Annotated in this window: 14 protein-coding genes; 10 read left to right on the top strand and 4 right to left on the bottom strand. The window is 61.8% G+C overall.

Annotated features, from left to right (window positions below; translation table 11 throughout):
* Nucleotides 1–126: 126 nt before the first annotated feature.
* The 8 genes from ptsP to I41_RS25385 all read left to right on the top strand — a co-directional run bounded on the left by ptsP (nucleotide 127) and on the right by I41_RS25385 (nucleotide 8,516).
* Entirely contained in the window at nucleotides 127–1,869 is a 1,743-nt protein-coding gene (gene ptsP, locus I41_RS25420; protein WP_145435825.1) for a phosphoenolpyruvate--protein phosphotransferase, read from the top strand.
* Nucleotides 1,870–2,271: 402 nt separating this feature from the next.
* Nucleotides 2,272–3,966: an Rne/Rng family ribonuclease gene (locus I41_RS25415; protein ID WP_145435824.1), complete on the top strand. Its 1,695-nt coding sequence runs from the start codon at nucleotides 2,272–2,274 to the stop codon at nucleotides 3,964–3,966.
* 51 nt (nucleotides 3,967–4,017) lie between these two features.
* The gene (locus I41_RS25410; protein ID WP_168207161.1) at nucleotides 4,018–4,359 is read left to right on the top strand and encodes a hypothetical protein; all 342 of its coding nucleotides are present in this window, start codon (nucleotides 4,018–4,020) and stop codon (nucleotides 4,357–4,359) included.
* 95 nt (nucleotides 4,360–4,454) lie between these two features.
* The gene (locus I41_RS25405; protein ID WP_145435822.1) at nucleotides 4,455–5,723 is read left to right on the top strand and encodes a YeiH family protein; all 1,269 of its coding nucleotides are present in this window, start codon (nucleotides 4,455–4,457) and stop codon (nucleotides 5,721–5,723) included.
* Complete coding sequence (locus I41_RS25400) at nucleotides 5,698–6,003, top strand: hypothetical protein (protein WP_145435821.1); 306 nt, start codon at nucleotides 5,698–5,700, stop codon at nucleotides 6,001–6,003. The genes I41_RS25405 and I41_RS25400 overlap by 26 nt, the downstream gene beginning before the upstream one ends.
* A 182-nt stretch (nucleotides 6,004–6,185) precedes the next feature.
* Nucleotides 6,186–6,500, top strand: coding sequence for a 50S ribosomal protein L21 (rplU, locus tag I41_RS25395; protein WP_145435820.1), 315 nt, complete (start codon nucleotides 6,186–6,188; stop codon nucleotides 6,498–6,500).
* Nucleotides 6,501–6,686: 186 nt separating this feature from the next.
* A complete protein-coding gene (locus I41_RS25390) occupies nucleotides 6,687–7,490 on the top strand; it encodes a VPLPA-CTERM sorting domain-containing protein (protein ID WP_145435819.1) in 804 nt (267 codons plus the stop codon).
* 24 nt (nucleotides 7,491–7,514) lie between these two features.
* Nucleotides 7,515–8,516: a DMT family transporter gene (locus I41_RS25385; protein WP_145435818.1), complete on the top strand. Its 1,002-nt coding sequence runs from the start codon at nucleotides 7,515–7,517 to the stop codon at nucleotides 8,514–8,516.
* Nucleotides 8,517–8,581: 65 nt separating this feature from the next.
* On the opposite strand, the gene I41_RS25380 is transcribed toward I41_RS25385, so the two are convergent.
* Nucleotides 8,582–9,523: a choice-of-anchor A family protein gene (locus tag I41_RS25380; protein ID WP_168207160.1), complete on the bottom strand. Its 942-nt coding sequence runs from the start codon at nucleotides 9,521–9,523 to the stop codon at nucleotides 8,582–8,584.
* A 484-nt stretch (nucleotides 9,524–10,007) separates the two neighbouring features.
* Here I41_RS25380 and I41_RS25375 point away from each other — a divergent pair, with 484 nt between their 5' ends.
* Nucleotides 10,008–12,137, top strand: coding sequence for a hypothetical protein (locus I41_RS25375; RefSeq protein ID WP_145435816.1), 2,130 nt, complete (start codon nucleotides 10,008–10,010; stop codon nucleotides 12,135–12,137).
* Between the two features lie 780 nt (nucleotides 12,138–12,917).
* Nucleotides 12,918–13,700: an alpha/beta hydrolase family esterase gene (locus I41_RS25370; RefSeq protein WP_145435815.1), complete on the top strand. Its 783-nt coding sequence runs from the start codon at nucleotides 12,918–12,920 to the stop codon at nucleotides 13,698–13,700.
* A gap of 37 nt (nucleotides 13,701–13,737) precedes the next feature.
* Here the strand turns inward: I41_RS25370 and I41_RS25365 are convergent, their stop codons facing one another.
* From I41_RS25365 to I41_RS25355, 3 genes are all read right to left on the bottom strand, one after another.
* On the bottom strand, nucleotides 13,738–14,118 hold the full coding sequence (locus I41_RS25365) for a PIN domain-containing protein (RefSeq protein ID WP_168207159.1): 381 nt from the start codon (nucleotides 14,116–14,118) through the stop codon (nucleotides 13,738–13,740).
* Nucleotides 14,115–14,363, bottom strand: coding sequence for a hypothetical protein (locus I41_RS25360; protein WP_145435813.1), 249 nt, complete (start codon nucleotides 14,361–14,363; stop codon nucleotides 14,115–14,117). Before I41_RS25360 ends, I41_RS25365 begins: the two co-directional genes overlap by 4 nt.
* A 272-nt stretch (nucleotides 14,364–14,635) precedes the next feature.
* The gene (locus I41_RS25355; RefSeq protein WP_145435812.1) at nucleotides 14,636–15,697 is read right to left on the bottom strand and encodes an HNH endonuclease; all 1,062 of its coding nucleotides are present in this window, start codon (nucleotides 15,695–15,697) and stop codon (nucleotides 14,636–14,638) included.
* Between the last annotated feature and the right edge of the window lie 71 nt (nucleotides 15,698–15,768).

Below are 15,768 nucleotides of genomic sequence, written 5' to 3'. Positions count from 1 at the left end.
GAACGCGGACCGGCGCGCCAGACCGCGCCGCTCGCAGATTTAGCGCGGCGGGGCCTATTGCGGGCCCCAGCGGCAGGATGCTTGTTGCGGCAGCGGACGGCCGGCGCGCCCAGTAACGAGGGCGCTATGGAACGCCTGCAAGGGATCGCGGTCTCGCCCGGCGTGGCGATTGGCGAAGCCCTGATTTTAGATAACGAGGGATTCCGCATTCCGCGGCGGTTCGTCGGACGCGACGCCGTCGGCGAAGAGCTTGCGCGCCTTAATCGAGCCATCGAAGCGGCCACCGCCGAGGTCGATCGCAATCGCGGCCGCGTCGCCAAGGAATTGGGCGACGAAGTGGCCGCCATCTTCTCGGCCCATCTGCAGATGCTGAACGATCGGCGGCTGCGGCAAGAGCTGGAGGAGATGATCCGCACTCGGCACTATTCGCCCGAATACTCGGTTAGTCGGGCGCTGGGAAAGTACGCCAAGGTGTTCCAGTCGCTCGACGGCGAGTACATGGCCGAGCGGGCCAATGACATCTTCGATATCCAGAAGCGGCTCCTGCGTCATTTGCTCGGCACAGCCCGCCAGGAATTGGCTCACGTCACGTCGCCCGTGCTCGTGCTGGCCCACAATCTCACGCCGAGCGAAACCGCGAACCTGAATCCGCAGTTCGTGATGGGCCTCGTCACCGAAGTCGGCGGTCCGGGAAGTCACACGGCGATCGTCGCCGAAGGGCTTGGCATTCCGGCCGTGGTCGGCGTCGGCAACTTTTTGACCGACGTCTCCGGCGGCGAGACGGTGATCATCGACGGCGATCAGGGGCTCATTTTTCTTCATCCTGATGAGGAGACGCTTGCCCGTTATCGGCACGAGGTCGAAGAGCAGCGCTCGCTGGCGGTGAAGCTGGAGACGCTGCGCGATCTGCCCGCGGAGACCACCGACGGCGTCCGCATCACGATGCTCGGCAACATCGAGTTCCCCGCCGAGGTGCAACAGTGCGACGAGCGCGGGGCCGACGGCATCGGACTCTATCGCACCGAGTTCCTGTATCTCGGCCGAGACGACGATCCGCCGGAAGAGGCGCACTTTGCCGCCTACAGCGAAGTCGCCCGGGAAATGCACGGCAAGCCGGTGGTGATGCGTACGCTCGATCTGGGCGCCGACAAGATGCGCACCCTTCCCGATCCCGAGGACGAGCGCAATCCGTTTTTGGGTCTGAGGAGCATTCGGCTCGCGCTGAAGAATCGCGACATGTTCCGCGTGCAGTTGCGCGCGATATTGCGCGCGAGCGCCCACGGCCAGATCAAGCTCATGTTTCCGTTGATCAGCACGATGCTGGAACTACGGCAGGCCAAAATGGTGCTGGCCGACGCGATGGAAGATCTCGAAGAGGCGGGAATTCCATTCGATCGCAACATGCCGGTGGGGATGATGGTCGAGGTGCCGTCGGCGGTGATCATGATGGATCGATTCGCCGAGGAGGCCGACTTCTTTAGCATCGGCACGAACGATCTGATTCAGTACTGCCTCGCGGTCGACCGGAGCAACAAGGACGTGGCGAGTCTTTACACGGCGGCCGATCCGGCGGTGATCCGGTTGATCGACATGGCCGTGCAGACGGCAAAGCGATTTGATCGGCCGATCAGCATGTGCGGGCAGATGTGCGGCAATCCGCTCTACACGATGCTGCTCCTCGGGATCGGATTGCGGACGTTGAGCGTCACCCCGTCGGCCATCCCGGAAGTCAAGCGAGTCTGCCGTAGCGTCTCCATCGAACAGTGCGAGCGAGTGGCGGATCAGGTGCGCGGGTTGGAGACGGCGCGCGACGTGAAGACATTCTTGAAAGAGGAATTGTCGAAGGTGTTTCCTGAGTTTCCGGTTTGAAGAAATAGCCAACACGCGAAGTCACGAATATAGCGCCAAGAGAGACGAGTTGCAGAGCGTGTGAGTAGAACGCCGATCGTCGCCAATAAGTTCCCATTAGTGCAGATTTGCGTTCCCTGATTTCAGTTACGAGAAAGCAACCATGCCGGGCCGAATGGCTACGGATCACGAATTACCGATTTATTTCTGATTTTTACGCCTCAGGCGAAATGAGAGCGACCTTGCTGAGCACCATCGCACCAGTAGGCCACAATCGACGGAGCCGGCGCTTGACGCGGCGCGTCGTTGGCCCAGGCGACGCGCTGCGCGCTTCTCATCAACGCCGCGAGGCCCTTCAGCCATGGCGCTGCGCGAACCCGGTCGGGCGTCGCGCGGCGCGATTCAACCTCAGAAAGAGTATCCATGAAGCAGGAGATGCTGATTAACGTCGCGCAGCCGGAAGAGTGCCGGATTGCGATTTGCGAAGACGGGATTTTGGAAGAGCTGTACATCGAGCGGAGCAGCCAGGACAACTACGTCGGCAACATTTACAAAGGAAAGATCGTCAACCTGGAGCCGAGCATCCAGGCGGCATTCGTCGACTTTGGCGTAGGTCGCAACGGATTTCTCCACATCAGCGACGTCGAGCCGCAGTACTTCCGCCAAGGGGGCTACGATCCCGACATGGAGATCATGCCGAACGGTCCGCCACGGCGCGACGAACACGACTCGCATGACGACGAGTTTGGCGACGACGATGAGGAAGATTCGGACCTGGAGGAGGTGGGCGACAATGGTCGCGCTACCCGCCGCAGTTCGCCGGGCGGGGGACGGACCGCTCAGAAGCGGATGCGTCCCGGCGTGCGCCCCCGGATCAAGCCTCCGATCCAAGAGATCTTCCGTCGCGGCGATGAGATCCTGGTCCAGGTGATCAAGGAAGGCATGGGGACGAAGGGCCCCACGCTGTCGACCTACATCAGCATCCCGGGGCGCTACCTGGTGCTGATGCCGGCGCTGGGGCGCATCGGCGTGTCGCGCAAGATCGAGGACGACGACGCCCGCCGCCGACTGCGAGACATCTTGCGCGAGCTGAACCCGCCGAAGGGGCTTGGCTTCATCGTGCGCACCGCCGGCACCGACCGGACGAAGAAAGAACTGTCGCGAGACTTGGCGTACCTGGTGCGCCTCTGGAAGGTGATCGTCCGCCGGATCAAAAAAGCTCCGGCGCCGTGCGATATTTACCAAGAAAGCGACATGATCATCCGGACGATCCGCGACATCTTTACGAGCGAGGTCGACGGAATCTTTATCGATCAGCCGGAGGCGTACGAGCGAGCTAAAGAGTTCTTGCAGTTCGTCATGCCGCGATATGTGAATCGGCTCAAGTTGTACGAAGGGAAGGAACCGCTGTTCCACAAGTACAAGCTCGACGACGAGATCGCCCGGATCAATCAGCGGAAGGTCCCGCTGCGAGGCGGGGGTTCGCTGGTGATCGACCAGACCGAAGCCTTGGTGGCGATCGACGTCAACAGCGGCAGCTTCCGCACCGACGGCGGGGCCGAGGAGTCGGCGTTCGCCCTCAATCAGATCGCGGCCCGCGAGATCGCCCGGCAGCTGCGACTGCGCGACCTGGGCGGCGTCGTCGTGAACGACTTCATCGACATGCGTAAGGATCGCCATCGCCGGATTGTCGAGCGGACGCTGCGCGACGCCGTGCGGCGCGATCGGGCCCGCACGAAGATTCTGCGGATCAGCCCGTTCGGCCTCATCGAAATGACGCGGCAGCGGATTCGGCCGAGTCTGAAGCGGAGCGTCTACAAGGAATGCCCGGCATGCACCGGCTCGGGCCTCGTGAAGAGCGCCGAGAGCATGGCGATCGAAGTGATCCGCAAGTTGATCATGTGCGCCCAACACGCGAGCGTCGCGCGGATCGCCGTGACGGTCGAAGAAGAAGTGGCGAGCTACATCAACAACCGGAAGCGTCGCGAACTGACGCGAATGGAAGACGAGCACTCGGTGCAGGTGCTGGTGATTAGCCGCGAAGACCTGTCGCCGGAGTTCCTGAAGTTCGATTGCGAAGACGCGAGCGGGCGTGAGGTGCGTATCGAAGGGATGTAAGATTCGATGGCTAATAGGAAACGTTCATCGAAGCTTCCAACTCACGATGAGATGATGCAAGCCATCGAGCCGTTGGTTTTGTGTCATCAAGAAAACCCTGAGTACGAAGTCGTCAGGTTCAGTTACGAAAGAGCGGGTACGGATCGACAGCCGGCTTGCTCTATTGATGTTGTCTTCCAACATCGCGATTCAGCTGAGCAGACAGCCATCCGCTTTCGTGGCGTTGAACTGGTGAGTTTTCCATTTTTAGCGCCCTCGGGCGATGCCGAAATAGTCGTGCAAAATAAGTACCTCGTTCAGCATGAGGCTCCGCGTGCACTCGAAGTGTGTTTGAGGTACTGCGACGGGATGGAGGAAACATTGTTTTGGGCGGGCAACGTGGAGAAGGCGTAACGAGCATAGAAAAAACTGTCTCCCCGTGGCGGAGTGAGGATGTCTGGTCGATTTGGCTCGGCTGGACGGTGCTCGCCGTGGCGCTGGGGGCGACCATGGTCGCCTCAACGGGCGCTGAGAAGGCCGTCAATCCGCTCGCGGGGATGTTGGCCGATCTTGGCGGGTGGGTGTCGAATCCGTTCGATGCCCTGCGCGATAAGAACGGTGCGAGCGTGCTGCCGGGCCTCGTCGGCGTCTTCGCGTCGCTGCTGGTCCTCTTTAGCGTCGGGCTCGCCGGGATGCGCGAACGGATGCGCGGGTTTCCGCTCGCGTTTACCGCGCTCTTCGGGGTGACGATCTTCGCCTACCTCCTCTCCGGTCAAAAGGTGGTGAAGCACTACAACCTGGAGTATGCCCTCTGGGCGCTCGTGGTCGGCCTCGTCATCAGCAACACCGTCGGCACGCCGCGGTGGCTGCGGCCGGCGGTGCGGGCGGAGTTCTACATCAAGACCGGCCTGGTGATGTTCGGCGCCGAGGTGCTGTTTCACCTGCTGCTGAAGCTCGGTCCGCCCGGCGTGTTTATCGCGTGGGTAGCGACGCCGACGACGCTGATTCTCACCTACCTCTTCGGGCAGTATGTCCTGAAGATCGAGTCGAAGTCGCTCAACATGGTGATCAGCGCCGACATGTCGGTCTGCGGCGTCTCGGCCGCGATCGCGACTGCCGCGGCGTGCAAGGCGAAGAAAGAAGAATTGTCGCTGGCGATCGGCATCTCGCTGGCGTTCACCGTGATCATGATGGTGGTGATGCCGCCGGTGATCGAATGGCTCGAACTCGGGCCGGTGCTCGGCGGCGCCTGGATCGGCGGGACGATCGACTCGACCGGCGCCGTGGCGGCGGCGGGCGATGCGCTTGGCGAGACGGGGCTGCTCGTTGCCACGACAGTGAAGATGATTCAGAACATTCTCATCGGCGCAGTGGCGTTCGGCGTGGCGGTGTATTGGGTCACGTGCGTCGAGAATTCTTCCGATGGCGCTCGGCCGAGCCTCATGGAGATCTGGCGGAGGTTTCCGAAGTTTGTGCTCGGATTCATTGCGGCGTCGATCGTTTTCTCGCTGCTGGCCAAGAGCGGCGATTCTGGCGAGGCGCTTGTGGCTGCGGCGACGGTTACGTCGAAGACGCTCCGCGGCTGGTGCTTCTGTTTGGCGTTCGTCAGCATTGGCCTAGAGACGAACTTCCGCGAGTTGAAGCAGTATCTTGCCGGCGGCAAGCCGCTAGTGCTTTACGTCTGCGGACAGACGCTCAATCTAGCGCTCACGCTGGCGATGGCGTGGCTGATGTTCACCAAGGTCTTCCCCGATGCAGCAGCCTCTCTCAATCAGTAACGCGGTGAGCGGAAGCGCGCCGATCAGCGAGCCGGGGCGTCCCGCCCCCGGCGTTCGTCTGGCGGTTTGCCTTGCCGCGATCGCCACAATCTGGTTGGTAGTACTCCCGGCACTCGCCCAAGTGTCCGCCGTCCGGGCGATGATCGATCGCCACGAAGCCCACGGCGTCGACCCCAGCGCAAAGTTCTACAGCGAGCTCCCCGCGATGCCGATGATTTCCCGGCGAGTCGACGAAATCCGCCGGGCGGAGCCGGCGGCGTTTGGGCTGAGGAAGCCGTGATATGGCGCAGGCAGCGTTTTTCACAGGTTTTTGTGATTCCGAGCCCCGGCGGACGGATTGCTGGAGCTTCCAGCTCCCCGAATTGCCCCTCGACGACCGCCGGCAATTCAGGTAATTTACAGGGCTCGATTGGGCCATTTTCGGGCCCGCCCTTGGATTCACGCTTTTTTCGGACGAGTCACATGTACGCGATCATTGCAGACAGCGGTAAGCAGTTGAAGGTAGAGCAGGGACAGGAACTGCTGGTCGATTACCGTGATTTGGCCGCGGGCGCGAAGCTGACGTTCGATCGCGTCCTGGCTGTGAGCGACGGTTCCGGCTCGTTGAAGCTGGGTTCGCCGCTCGTGAGCGGCGCCAGCGTGGTCGCCGAAGTCATCGGTCCGGAGAAGGGCCCGAAGCTCGTGGTGCAGAAGATGCGCCGCCGGAAGAACTTCCGGAAGAAGACGGGCCATCGCTCGGTTTGCACCAAGGTGCGAATCAGCTCGATCACCGGCTGAGTTCGAGTCGATAGATCTTGAGCGGCACGGACGGTCGCCCTCGAGTTGCTTGGATGCGTTGGCCAATGCGCAACGTCGTCCGTGCAGGGGGCTCGGTTTTCCGCAACGTGCCTGCCGCTCGCGGCGTCGCTGCATAGAGTTCTCCTGACCCGGCAATGTTGCTGGCTTTCGGCGAGGCCCCTTGCAATGCACCTTCGAATTCTTAGCGTCTATCTGTTGGCGTTCTCAACGGTGCTGTGGTCGCCGCTGGCCAGGGCGACCGATCTCAATGAGTTTATGATCGCGGGCGCCGATTTTTCGAGCGTCGGATCGCAGCCGACGCCGTTTGCTCTAACGCTCGGCGATAACTCGCTGATCGGGCGAACGAGCAGCGTCGACTTCGATTTCCTGCGCGTCATCGTGCCGGCCAATCACACGCTGGATGCGATCGTCGTCACGTTTCACGAAGACATCAATCAGGTCTATGCCGGGTTGCAAGCGGGCCCGGCCTGGACCGCCGGCTCGGGTGAGGAGATCGACCCAGCGCAGTTGCTCGGGTGGGCGAATTTTCCGAGCAACCCGCACCACGGCGCGCATACGGGCGAAGATGTTCTCGATGACATCGGCCTCGGCGCTGGCTCGACGGGGTTCGCGCCGCCCCTGCCGAGCGGCGTCTACACGTTTCTGTTTCAAACGGCGAGCAGCGAGATTTCATTCGGGCTCAACTTCAGCGTCTCGTCTGCGGGAGGCTCGCTGCCGGGAGACTTCAACGGCGACCTCACCGTGAATAACGTCGATTTGGGCGTGTGGAAAGGCGCGTTCGGCGCGACGGACGCCGGGGATGCCAACGACGACGGCCTGAGCAACGGGACCGACATGCTAGTGTGGCAGCGAAACGCCGGATTGACGGCCGCCTCTGCGGCAGCGCATGCTGTGCCGGAACCGGCTGGAGCGCTGTTGGCGCTTGGCTCGCTCGCGGGCTACGCCGCGTGGCGTCGTCGCCGGGCCTGAGTTCGCCTTGCACGGAAGCCGCCATTGTCTGGGTATCGCTCGTCGCTGCTGAAGGTGGCCATCGCCACGATCTTGTTCGGCAGCGCGCCGGCTGCGATTCGCGCGGTGCAGATCGACTCGTATGCGCTCGGCATCTGGCGTCTGAGCCTCTCGACCATCGGCATGACGGTAATTCTCGCCGTGCAGCGCGGGAAGGGCTTCAGTGCGATCGGCGGCGAGCTACGACGTCATTGGAAGCTGCTGCTGGCGGTGGGCGTCTGCTTCGGGCTCCACTGGCTCACCTATTTCCAAAGCATCAAGCTCGCGAGCGCATCGATCGGGGCGATCGGCTTCTCAACGACCGGAGTGCAACTGCCGCTGTTGGGTTGGTTGTTTGGCTTCGGGCGGCCGCGAATCACGGCGATGCTGGGAGTGGCGCTGGCGATGGCGGGGAGCTGGCTCTGCCTGCCCGTGCAGGAGCCGGGGCACGACGGGCAACTTGTAGGGCTATTGATCGGCATCCTCAGCGGAACCTGCTACGCCGGACTGCCGATGCTCCATCAGCGCCACGCGCATCTCGACAACGAACTGCGGACGTGGGGGATGTTCCTCTTCGCGCTGCCGGTCTTTCTGGCAGCGGCGCCGGCGGCCGAATGGTCGATGACGGCGCGCGATGCGTGGCTCGTCTTTCACCTCGGGGTGGTGGTCACGCTCATCGGACACTATTTGTGGGTGCAGGTGTCGACTGATCTGCCGCTGCAGCTAACGAGCGTCTTGGGGTACCTCCAGCTGCCGGCGTCGCTGCTGCTGAACTACGTCCTCATTGGCGAGGAGATGACCCTCGCGATGGTTGCCGGCGGGGCGTGCATTGTGGGCGGGAACCTCTTGGCCCTCAGCGGTCCGCTGCGATCGCCGGCGGTGCGCGCGGCCGATACGCCCGAGGAACGGGCAGCGCTCACCGAGGAACTGCCGGGGGACGCGGCATTGCCGCTGGCCATCGAGCTGGAAGCGAGCGACCCGTCGCGGCATGCCACGGAAGCAAGCTAGCGCGTTAAAAAGGCCTTCGCGACCCGTGAATCGCGAAGGCCTAATCGTCTGTTTCCCCTTCGGATCTACGCCCGGCGGCGCTTGACGGCGATCGCCGCCAAGCCGAGTCCGGCGAGCGCCAGCGACGTCGGTTCGGGCACGACGGGTATGTCGCCGGTGAAGGTGAAGTTGTGGAACTCGCCGCCATTCTGCTGGTGGGCGCTCGCCGCGACGCCGACCCCGTTGATGCCGCCGCCGTTGATGGTGAGCGCCGCGTACGGAGCTAGCACGCTGCCGAGCATGGCGATGTTGTTGGTCTGGACCACGGTCGCCTGCGGATAGTTGAACAAGACGCCGCCGTGGGCCGCGCTCGGCGAACTGCTGCCGTTGTACGACATGCCGCCGAACTGCGTGACGTTCGTGCCCAGGATGTTGATGAGCAGCGTCGCCATCGGGAAGGCGTTGACGATCTGCTTGTTGCTTGTCGACTCCCAAACCGATTCGCTGACGTTAAAGACGTTGAGGCCGGCGCTAGTCGCGGTGAGGGTCAGCGTTGAGAAGCCGTCGAAGACGACCGAGGCGTTGGTGGAGAGGGCTCCCCAGGCCGTGCTCTTGGCAGTGAGGTCGGCTTGGGCGGCCGCAAAGTTGACGGGATTGCCCTGATAGGTGACGCCGCTCGGCGTGGTGGGCGCGGCCGTAAGGCTCGTTCCCCAGACGGCATTGCCGTTGAAAACTTGCCAACCCCCTTGGGCGTTCATATCGCCGCCGACCACGAGGACGTCGGTGCGGGGATTGGTGATCGGCACGGCCGGTCCGATGCCGCCGGAGCCGACGCCGTAGTTGCTGGCCGTGAAGTTGCCGCCGACCGCGAGGCGACCCTCGGTGTCTTGGCCCGCCGACGTGAGGTTGCCGAAGATGAAGCCGTTAAAGGCGTTAGCGGCGCCAAGATTGGCGGCGCGGGCGTCGACCGACAGGCCGAACGTCAGGACGATGGCCGCGGCCATCGCGCAGAGGTAGGACAGGCGCATTAGCGTACTCCGAATGCAAAACAGTGGCGTCAATCTGTGGAGGGAGGGTTTCCTTGAAACCCCAGTCGCCGAGGAAAGAGTGCGGTCCAACTCGGCAGAGAGCCCAATTTGGGCTGCTATGGCGATTATGGTTGGCAACATCGGCCGGGGCAAGTGGCGGAATTTCTCGTGCTCTTTTAGGCATACGAGCGTCTACGAATCGCGAGCGGCGGCGGATCGGGGAAATCGATGAAAGACGCCAGGACGTCCCGTAACCTGGGGCGTTTAACCCATCCAGACTGAACAGTACGTACTTCGAACGCCCGCTCGACTGACCGCACACGGGCCATTTCGTTGCCATTAGTCTGCTGGCAATTCTTCGGCGTGAACTCGGACTTCTCGACGAACTCTGTCGCCAACTCTCGCGTTTGGCGTTGTTCTTCTGTGCAGCGACACGCGCGACTTCGGGGGCGGCGGTGCGTTTGCGGAGACCGAGGGAAAACTCATGACAGTGAAGAGCGGCAAGAGCGGCGTCCTTTCGAAAGCGGCGGGCGTCGCCGAACGTGGTTGGTTGATCGCGGCGGTCGGATTGTCGGCGGCCGCGCTTGCCGCGAGTTCGGCTCGCGCCGTCGACAAGTCGTGGAACACGGCGGTCAGCGATCCGTGGTCGAACGCGGCGCTCTGGACGCCGGCGGGCGTGCCGGGAGCGGGCGACGTCGTGCGCATTGGCGACCTGCCCTGGGTGACTGGGCATACCGTTTTCCTCAATCAGAATGCGACAATTGCGGGCCTGCATATCACCAACGACATGGCGCTGCAAACCGAAGGTCGCACGATGGTCGTCAACGGCGACACGATCCTGAACGACAGTGCGCGGCTGAACATCGAGAACGCCGTGGCCGGCGTCGACTACGTTACCGACGATCTGGTGATCGGCGCTGACTCGAATGTGTGGCTGATCGACAGCACCGTGCGGATCAACGATCACCTGCTCGTGAACGGCGAGCTTCGCGGACTCTTCAACGATCTGGCGAACGTCCAGTTGTGGGACGTTGGGACGACGCTCACGAACAACGGACTCATCAGCGCGGGGACGGGTTCGATCACTTACGTACAGGTCAACGACGGCGAGTTCGATCTCGACGGCCAGACAGGCGACGGAGAATTGCTGATCTCGGGCGTCGACGTGGCGACGCTCACCTTCACGGGGGGCGGGCTGACGGATGCGTTCAGCGGCTTGATCACTTTGGGGCCCTACGCGAGGCTCAACATGGACGTCGGCCCTTGGGTCGCCGATGCATCGAGCTTCATCGATTTGTTTGGCCAGCTGGGAAACCAGGGGCCGGATGAGCAGGCGGTGATCTCCGGCGACCATGTGACGCTCGCCGGCGGGATCGACGTCAACGGCGGGACGGCGAAGTTGACGGTCGCGGCCGACGCGACCCTCGCGTCGACGGCCAACGTCGTCATCGGCGAGGACGATCGGTTCGTCTTGGAAGGCGAGACGCTCGTCCAGGGGGGAACGTTCAACACCAACGGCATGGGCGACAACGGCGGGCAGGTGAACTTTGACGGGCCGACCGAGTGGGCCGGAAACGTGACGATCAATGGCCGGCCGCAGCAGAACGGCGAGGCGACCGTGACGGCGCCGACGGTCATCAACGCCGGGTTGTTCGACTGGAGCGGCGACGACGACCAGACGACTTGGAACGTTGAAGCGCCGCTGGTGATCAACGCGGTGACGACGAAAACCGAGCCGTACGATTTCTTCGAAGGGGAACTGAACATCAGCGGCGGCTTCTTGGGACGGCTGACGGTCAATTTGGAGGGAGGGTCGCAGGCCGGTTGGTCGATGAACGGCGAAATGAATCTCTCCGGCAATGCCGTGCTGTTCGTTAACCGACTCGATGGCGCTCACCTCGCGATGGGCGGCGAGACGAACATTGACGCCACCAAGGTGGAGATCGGGGCCGACGTCTATTTCTGGCCGGGCTCGTCGCTGAACTTTGCGGCGGCCGCATCGCAATTGAGGATGCGAGGGGAGACTCACCTTCGCGAAGGGATGGAGGTCACCGGCGCGGGCACGCTCATCAACGGCTTGGGGGGCGAGATGTGGTTGCACCATACGACGGCCCTCGACGATGCCGGGTTGGAAAATCACGGCGTGCTGGCGTTTGGGCGAGACTTCGAACTCGACCTTGCCGCGCTGGTCGCCGTCGATCGATTCGTGAACGACGACGACGGCACGATGCGGGTGCGCGTCGGCGGCTACGTGCTGGGCGAGGCGTACGACCACCTGCTGGTGACTGGCGGGACGGCTTCGCTCGATGGGTTGCTGGAGGTGCTCTTGTTCGACGCCGACGGGACGCCGTTCGCACCGCAGGTGGGGGACGTGTTTCCGATCATCACGGCGCTGGGGGGCGTCGTGGGGACGTTCGACAACGACCCCGTCTCGCAGTTTGGCGGCACGACGTATCACTGGGTCGTCGACTACTTCCCCAATCAGGCGTCGCTGCGGTTGGCGGAGATTGTGGTGCCCGAGCCGACGGGGGCGGTGCTCGTGGCGATTGCCGTGGCGGGGGTGGCTGTCGTGCGACGTCGTCTTGCTGTCGCGACGGCTCCTTCTGTCGCCTGACGCGTTTTTCGCGACAACAGCCTGAAGTGGTTCTGTTGCTTCGGTTTGCGCGCCGCGGCGTTTGCGACGACGTGTCGCATGGCGAGAGCTGTCGCCTTTTGCATTTTTAGCGACAGTCGCCGGCTGAGGCGTCGGAAGTCTTGTGGGAAACGGCAGTTGCGGCTGTCGCGTCCATTTCACTGTCGCGACAGACGAGGCGACAGCTGTCGCGGCGAGTCGCTGGGCGCTGACGGAGCATCCGCGCTGCTTTGAGGAGTGGCGTCGCTGGTCGTGGCTGGCGTGCATGGAATGAACTTGGGAGTTGAGCGCGCAGCGGCGCCCGGACGTGTATGTATTCGTATGTTCACGCTAGCGACTTGGGTGGCCAATTTCTACACAAAAGTTTGGCCGGGTACGGGATGGTGCGCGGAAGGGGTCGGGGGCCTTTTGCCACTGGGAGGATTACTTTGAGTGGAACGCCGCCAGTGGCAAAAGGCCTCCGACCCCGTGGTGCGTGCCGTGGCGCCCCCGGTTTGAAGGAAGCTTATTCAACCGCCATCCTTCTCGAAGTACTTCACGCTTAACGCCTTCACCACAGAGCACACAGAGAGCACAGAGGAAGATTTAGGGCATTCGCTCTTACCCGTCTTCTCTGTGGCCTCTGTGTGCTCTGTGGCAAATGCGATGGATGATGGCAATTGAATATGCTTCTGAAGAACCGGGGGTTAAGCGGGTGACGTTGGTATATTGAAGGGGAGCTTGGCGACTTTTCTTTTATCCCTCTCATTTCTTGTGTCGCGAATGGAATTCGGTTCGCAATTGCTCGCGTGGCGTCGTTCGGGGAGTTTGCTGGTCGTCGGCGTGCTCGCTGTGTCGCTGGGGGGCATCGTGTTCTTGCTGCGGCCGCGGGCGGAGATTGTGCATGAGACGATCGACGTCGATGGCATGCGACGGGAGTATCGGCTCGTTGTGCCGCGCTCGGTGGCGGGGAAGCGTGACGTGCCGGTGGTGTTCGCGCTGCATGGGGCGATCGACACCGTTGACGAGATGGCCGCGCATACGGGGCTTGATGAGCTCGCCATCGAGCAGGAGTTTCTGCTCGTCTATTTGCAAGGGAGGCATCTCAATTGGCCGCCGTTCATTCCACCGGAGAATCCGACGCTGATGGAGCCGGACGCGGCGTTCTTCCGCGCGATGTGTGATCGGGTAACGAGCGAGCACGGCGGCGATCGGCGGCGGATCTATTTGATCGGCGTGTCGCAGGGCGGAGCGGCGGCCAACCTGCTGACGGCGATGTGCAGCGAGCGGATCGCGGCGACGGTGGTCGGCTGCGGCTGGCTGCCGGAACCGCTGGGCGACGCGCCGCTGGCGACGGCGAACAAGTGCCCGATGCTGTTCCTCGTCGGCTCACGCGATCGGCAAGTGCCGCCGGAGATGGTGCGCGAGGGGCGTGATGCGTTTGAACGCGCCGGGCACCTGGTGGAGTTTCGGGTGATTGACGGGTTCGGGCATGGGTGGCCCCGCGCGGAGAATGAACGGGTGTGGGAGTTTTTGGAGGGGAAGCGGTTGGGGGGAGGAGAGTAACGCTGCCAGTGGCAAAAAGTTACTCCCCGTTACTCTCTCACCAACTGATGCGGCGGATTCTTGGAACGTGGTCGAAATGGGCGTCCTGGCTGACGACTTCCAGGTCGAATTGCCGTGAGAGTGCGGCGATCCAGACGTCGTTTTCGGAGATGGGTTGACCTTTGGTTTTTAGTTCTTGTCGAACGGTCGCGTAGACGTCGGCCGTCGTGCGGTCTGGCAGAAGAACAATTGAGTCGGCTTCTAAGCGACGGAAAAGCGATTGCAGGCGTTGGGGCCGCGGTAGCCGAAGCAGGCCGTATTGGTACTCGGCAATGACAGGCAGGGGCAGGTGGTGTTGATCGGCGCCGTCGAGAATTCGATGTAGAGACCCGTTCTGCCCAGCGAGCAGCGCCGAGACGGCGTTGGTGTCGAGAATCAATCCCAGCCCTCCGAGTCGATCGCGGAGAACTCTTGGTCGATGATTTGTTGCAGTTCGGCGACTTCGCTCGGATCGGCGGCGCCATAGACGGCTCGCCAGCCGGCGATTGGCTGTTTCCCGTTGGCGTCAGGCTTGTCCGAGGATTGTGCCTCGGTGAGTTCGTGGAGACGCAGTTCAAGCGCGAGACGTTCGGCTTCGTCGAGACGCTGGATTTGCTGCCAAATGGCGTCGAGTTGCGGGCTCATGGGTTTGCCCCTTGGTGATTGACGGCATGAGTATGCACGCTGTTTCTACTATACCACGGTGGATTGGGAACTGTCGGGATTGTGGCTGTGCACACGCCTCTGCACTGTCGACACGCGAGTTGCAGCCAATGCGTAGCGTCGGTTGATTGCAGAGGCCCGTTGGGCCTGAGATTACCTCTTGTTGCTAACGCAACACCGACACGCTGGCGGCTGAGCGGTTAGGAATGGGAGAGTGGTTTCGCCAGAGTGTCGGTGCCACCCGCCGTATTCCTCTACGCAAGCCGTTGGATCCTCGCTTGCTCTACGAAACCCGAATAGCGACTATCACTTGGTAAATCGTAGTGATAGACGTGCCCCCAAAAACCACCGGGCAAGACGATCTGGCTCCGAATCTCTCCTAGAGTTACTTGGTGTGTTTCTCCTTCAAAGCCAGGTCCCGCGTATAGTCGCAAATTTACTGTGATACTTCCGTTAACCTCGTGAGCAGAAAGGATATGACACCAATTGCCCGGAGTTGTTTCTTTCTCTGGACTGGTTTCGCCGAACGGCACGGCGAACGTTGGCCCCGGGCGTTCAAAGAATTGATCGTAGTCGCCAATGCCATCTCTGATGTACTGGCGGATAGCGTCAAATTCTGGTTCATGGCCACTGTAGCTGCGCTGGTTATGAACCAGATAGTAGTGAAAAGCTATCTTTGCGAGAGCGCGAAATGCATCGGTGGAGAAAACAAACTCGGTGCGACCCCGCACTTGTCTTGTACCTGCTTCAGTGTCCGGGCGGTCTTCCCATTTGTGATTGGGGTAGAGTTGTCGCACGAGTTGCTTATAGAACTCCGTATTTTCGAGTTCGCACGAGCAAAATATCTGCTTGGCGTTATTGCACCCAGTGCGCTCGATGTCCGTGCGGAGACGTTCGACGCTCATCCCCCTGTAGAGTCTGAGATAGTGTTCTGTACCGTCTTCAGCTTGAATCGTTAGTCGGTCGATCGGTTGCACTTTGCGAGGATCGTCGACCAGCGGTTCTACTAATTCACCATGATCTTCAGCGAAAGCAATAAAGCGTGGTGGTTTACTGTCTTTCGCGCCGCGTTGAATGCGGGTGGAATTTCGACGTGTTTGGACGGGCTTGACAATTGCTCTTAGGTGCCCAGGTGGAGTTGCCTGGGCCAGGATTTGTTCATGCGTGCCGAATATGTTGTTGCAAGCACTGCAGCATCCGCGGAATCGAACATCGTATCTGAACTCACCGAATAGAGCAGAAGAGAGTACGTGGTCCCCTTCGCCACGTGTTGGATCGAAAGGCTTTGCGCAATAGATGCAATTGATGGAAACCATGAATGCCTCCTTCCGCTGAGCCACGACCGGTTTGAAATGTAAATGCAACTGAAAAACGGGCGTCGAACGAG

This window comes from Lacipirellula limnantheis, assembly GCF_007746075.1.
In the GTDB taxonomy this organism is placed as follows: Bacteria; Planctomycetota; Planctomycetia; order Pirellulales; family Lacipirellulaceae; genus Lacipirellula; species Lacipirellula limnantheis.
This window is presented reverse-complemented; position numbering and strand designations above follow the sequence as displayed.

Excerpts from the sequence above, each read along its gene's own strand:
- ptsP (WP_145435825.1), top strand. The coding sequence starts at position 127 with ATGGAACGCCTGCAAGGGATCGCGGTCTCGCCCGGCGTGGCGATTGGC.
- I41_RS25415 (WP_145435824.1), top strand. The coding sequence starts at position 2,272 with ATGAAGCAGGAGATGCTGATTAACGTCGCGCAGCCGGAAGAGTGCCGG.
- I41_RS25410 (WP_168207161.1), top strand. The coding sequence starts at position 4,018 with ATGATGCAAGCCATCGAGCCGTTGGTTTTGTGTCATCAAGAAAACCCT.
- I41_RS25405 (WP_145435822.1), top strand. The coding sequence starts at position 4,455 with ATGGTCGCCTCAACGGGCGCTGAGAAGGCCGTCAATCCGCTCGCGGGG.
- I41_RS25400 (WP_145435821.1), top strand. The coding sequence starts at position 5,698 with ATGCAGCAGCCTCTCTCAATCAGTAACGCGGTGAGCGGAAGCGCGCCG.
- rplU (WP_145435820.1), top strand. The coding sequence starts at position 6,186 with ATGTACGCGATCATTGCAGACAGCGGTAAGCAGTTGAAGGTAGAGCAG.
- I41_RS25390 (WP_145435819.1), top strand. The coding sequence starts at position 6,687 with ATGCACCTTCGAATTCTTAGCGTCTATCTGTTGGCGTTCTCAACGGTG.
- I41_RS25380 (WP_168207160.1), bottom strand. The coding sequence starts at position 9,523 with ATGCGCCTGTCCTACCTCTGCGCGATGGCCGCGGCCATCGTCCTGACG.
- I41_RS25375 (WP_145435816.1), top strand. The coding sequence starts at position 10,008 with ATGACAGTGAAGAGCGGCAAGAGCGGCGTCCTTTCGAAAGCGGCGGGC.
- I41_RS25370 (WP_145435815.1), top strand. The coding sequence starts at position 12,918 with ATGGAATTCGGTTCGCAATTGCTCGCGTGGCGTCGTTCGGGGAGTTTG.
- I41_RS25360 (WP_145435813.1), bottom strand. The coding sequence starts at position 14,363 with ATGAGCCCGCAACTCGACGCCATTTGGCAGCAAATCCAGCGTCTCGAC.
- I41_RS25355 (WP_145435812.1), bottom strand. The coding sequence starts at position 15,697 with ATGGTTTCCATCAATTGCATCTATTGCGCAAAGCCTTTCGATCCAACA.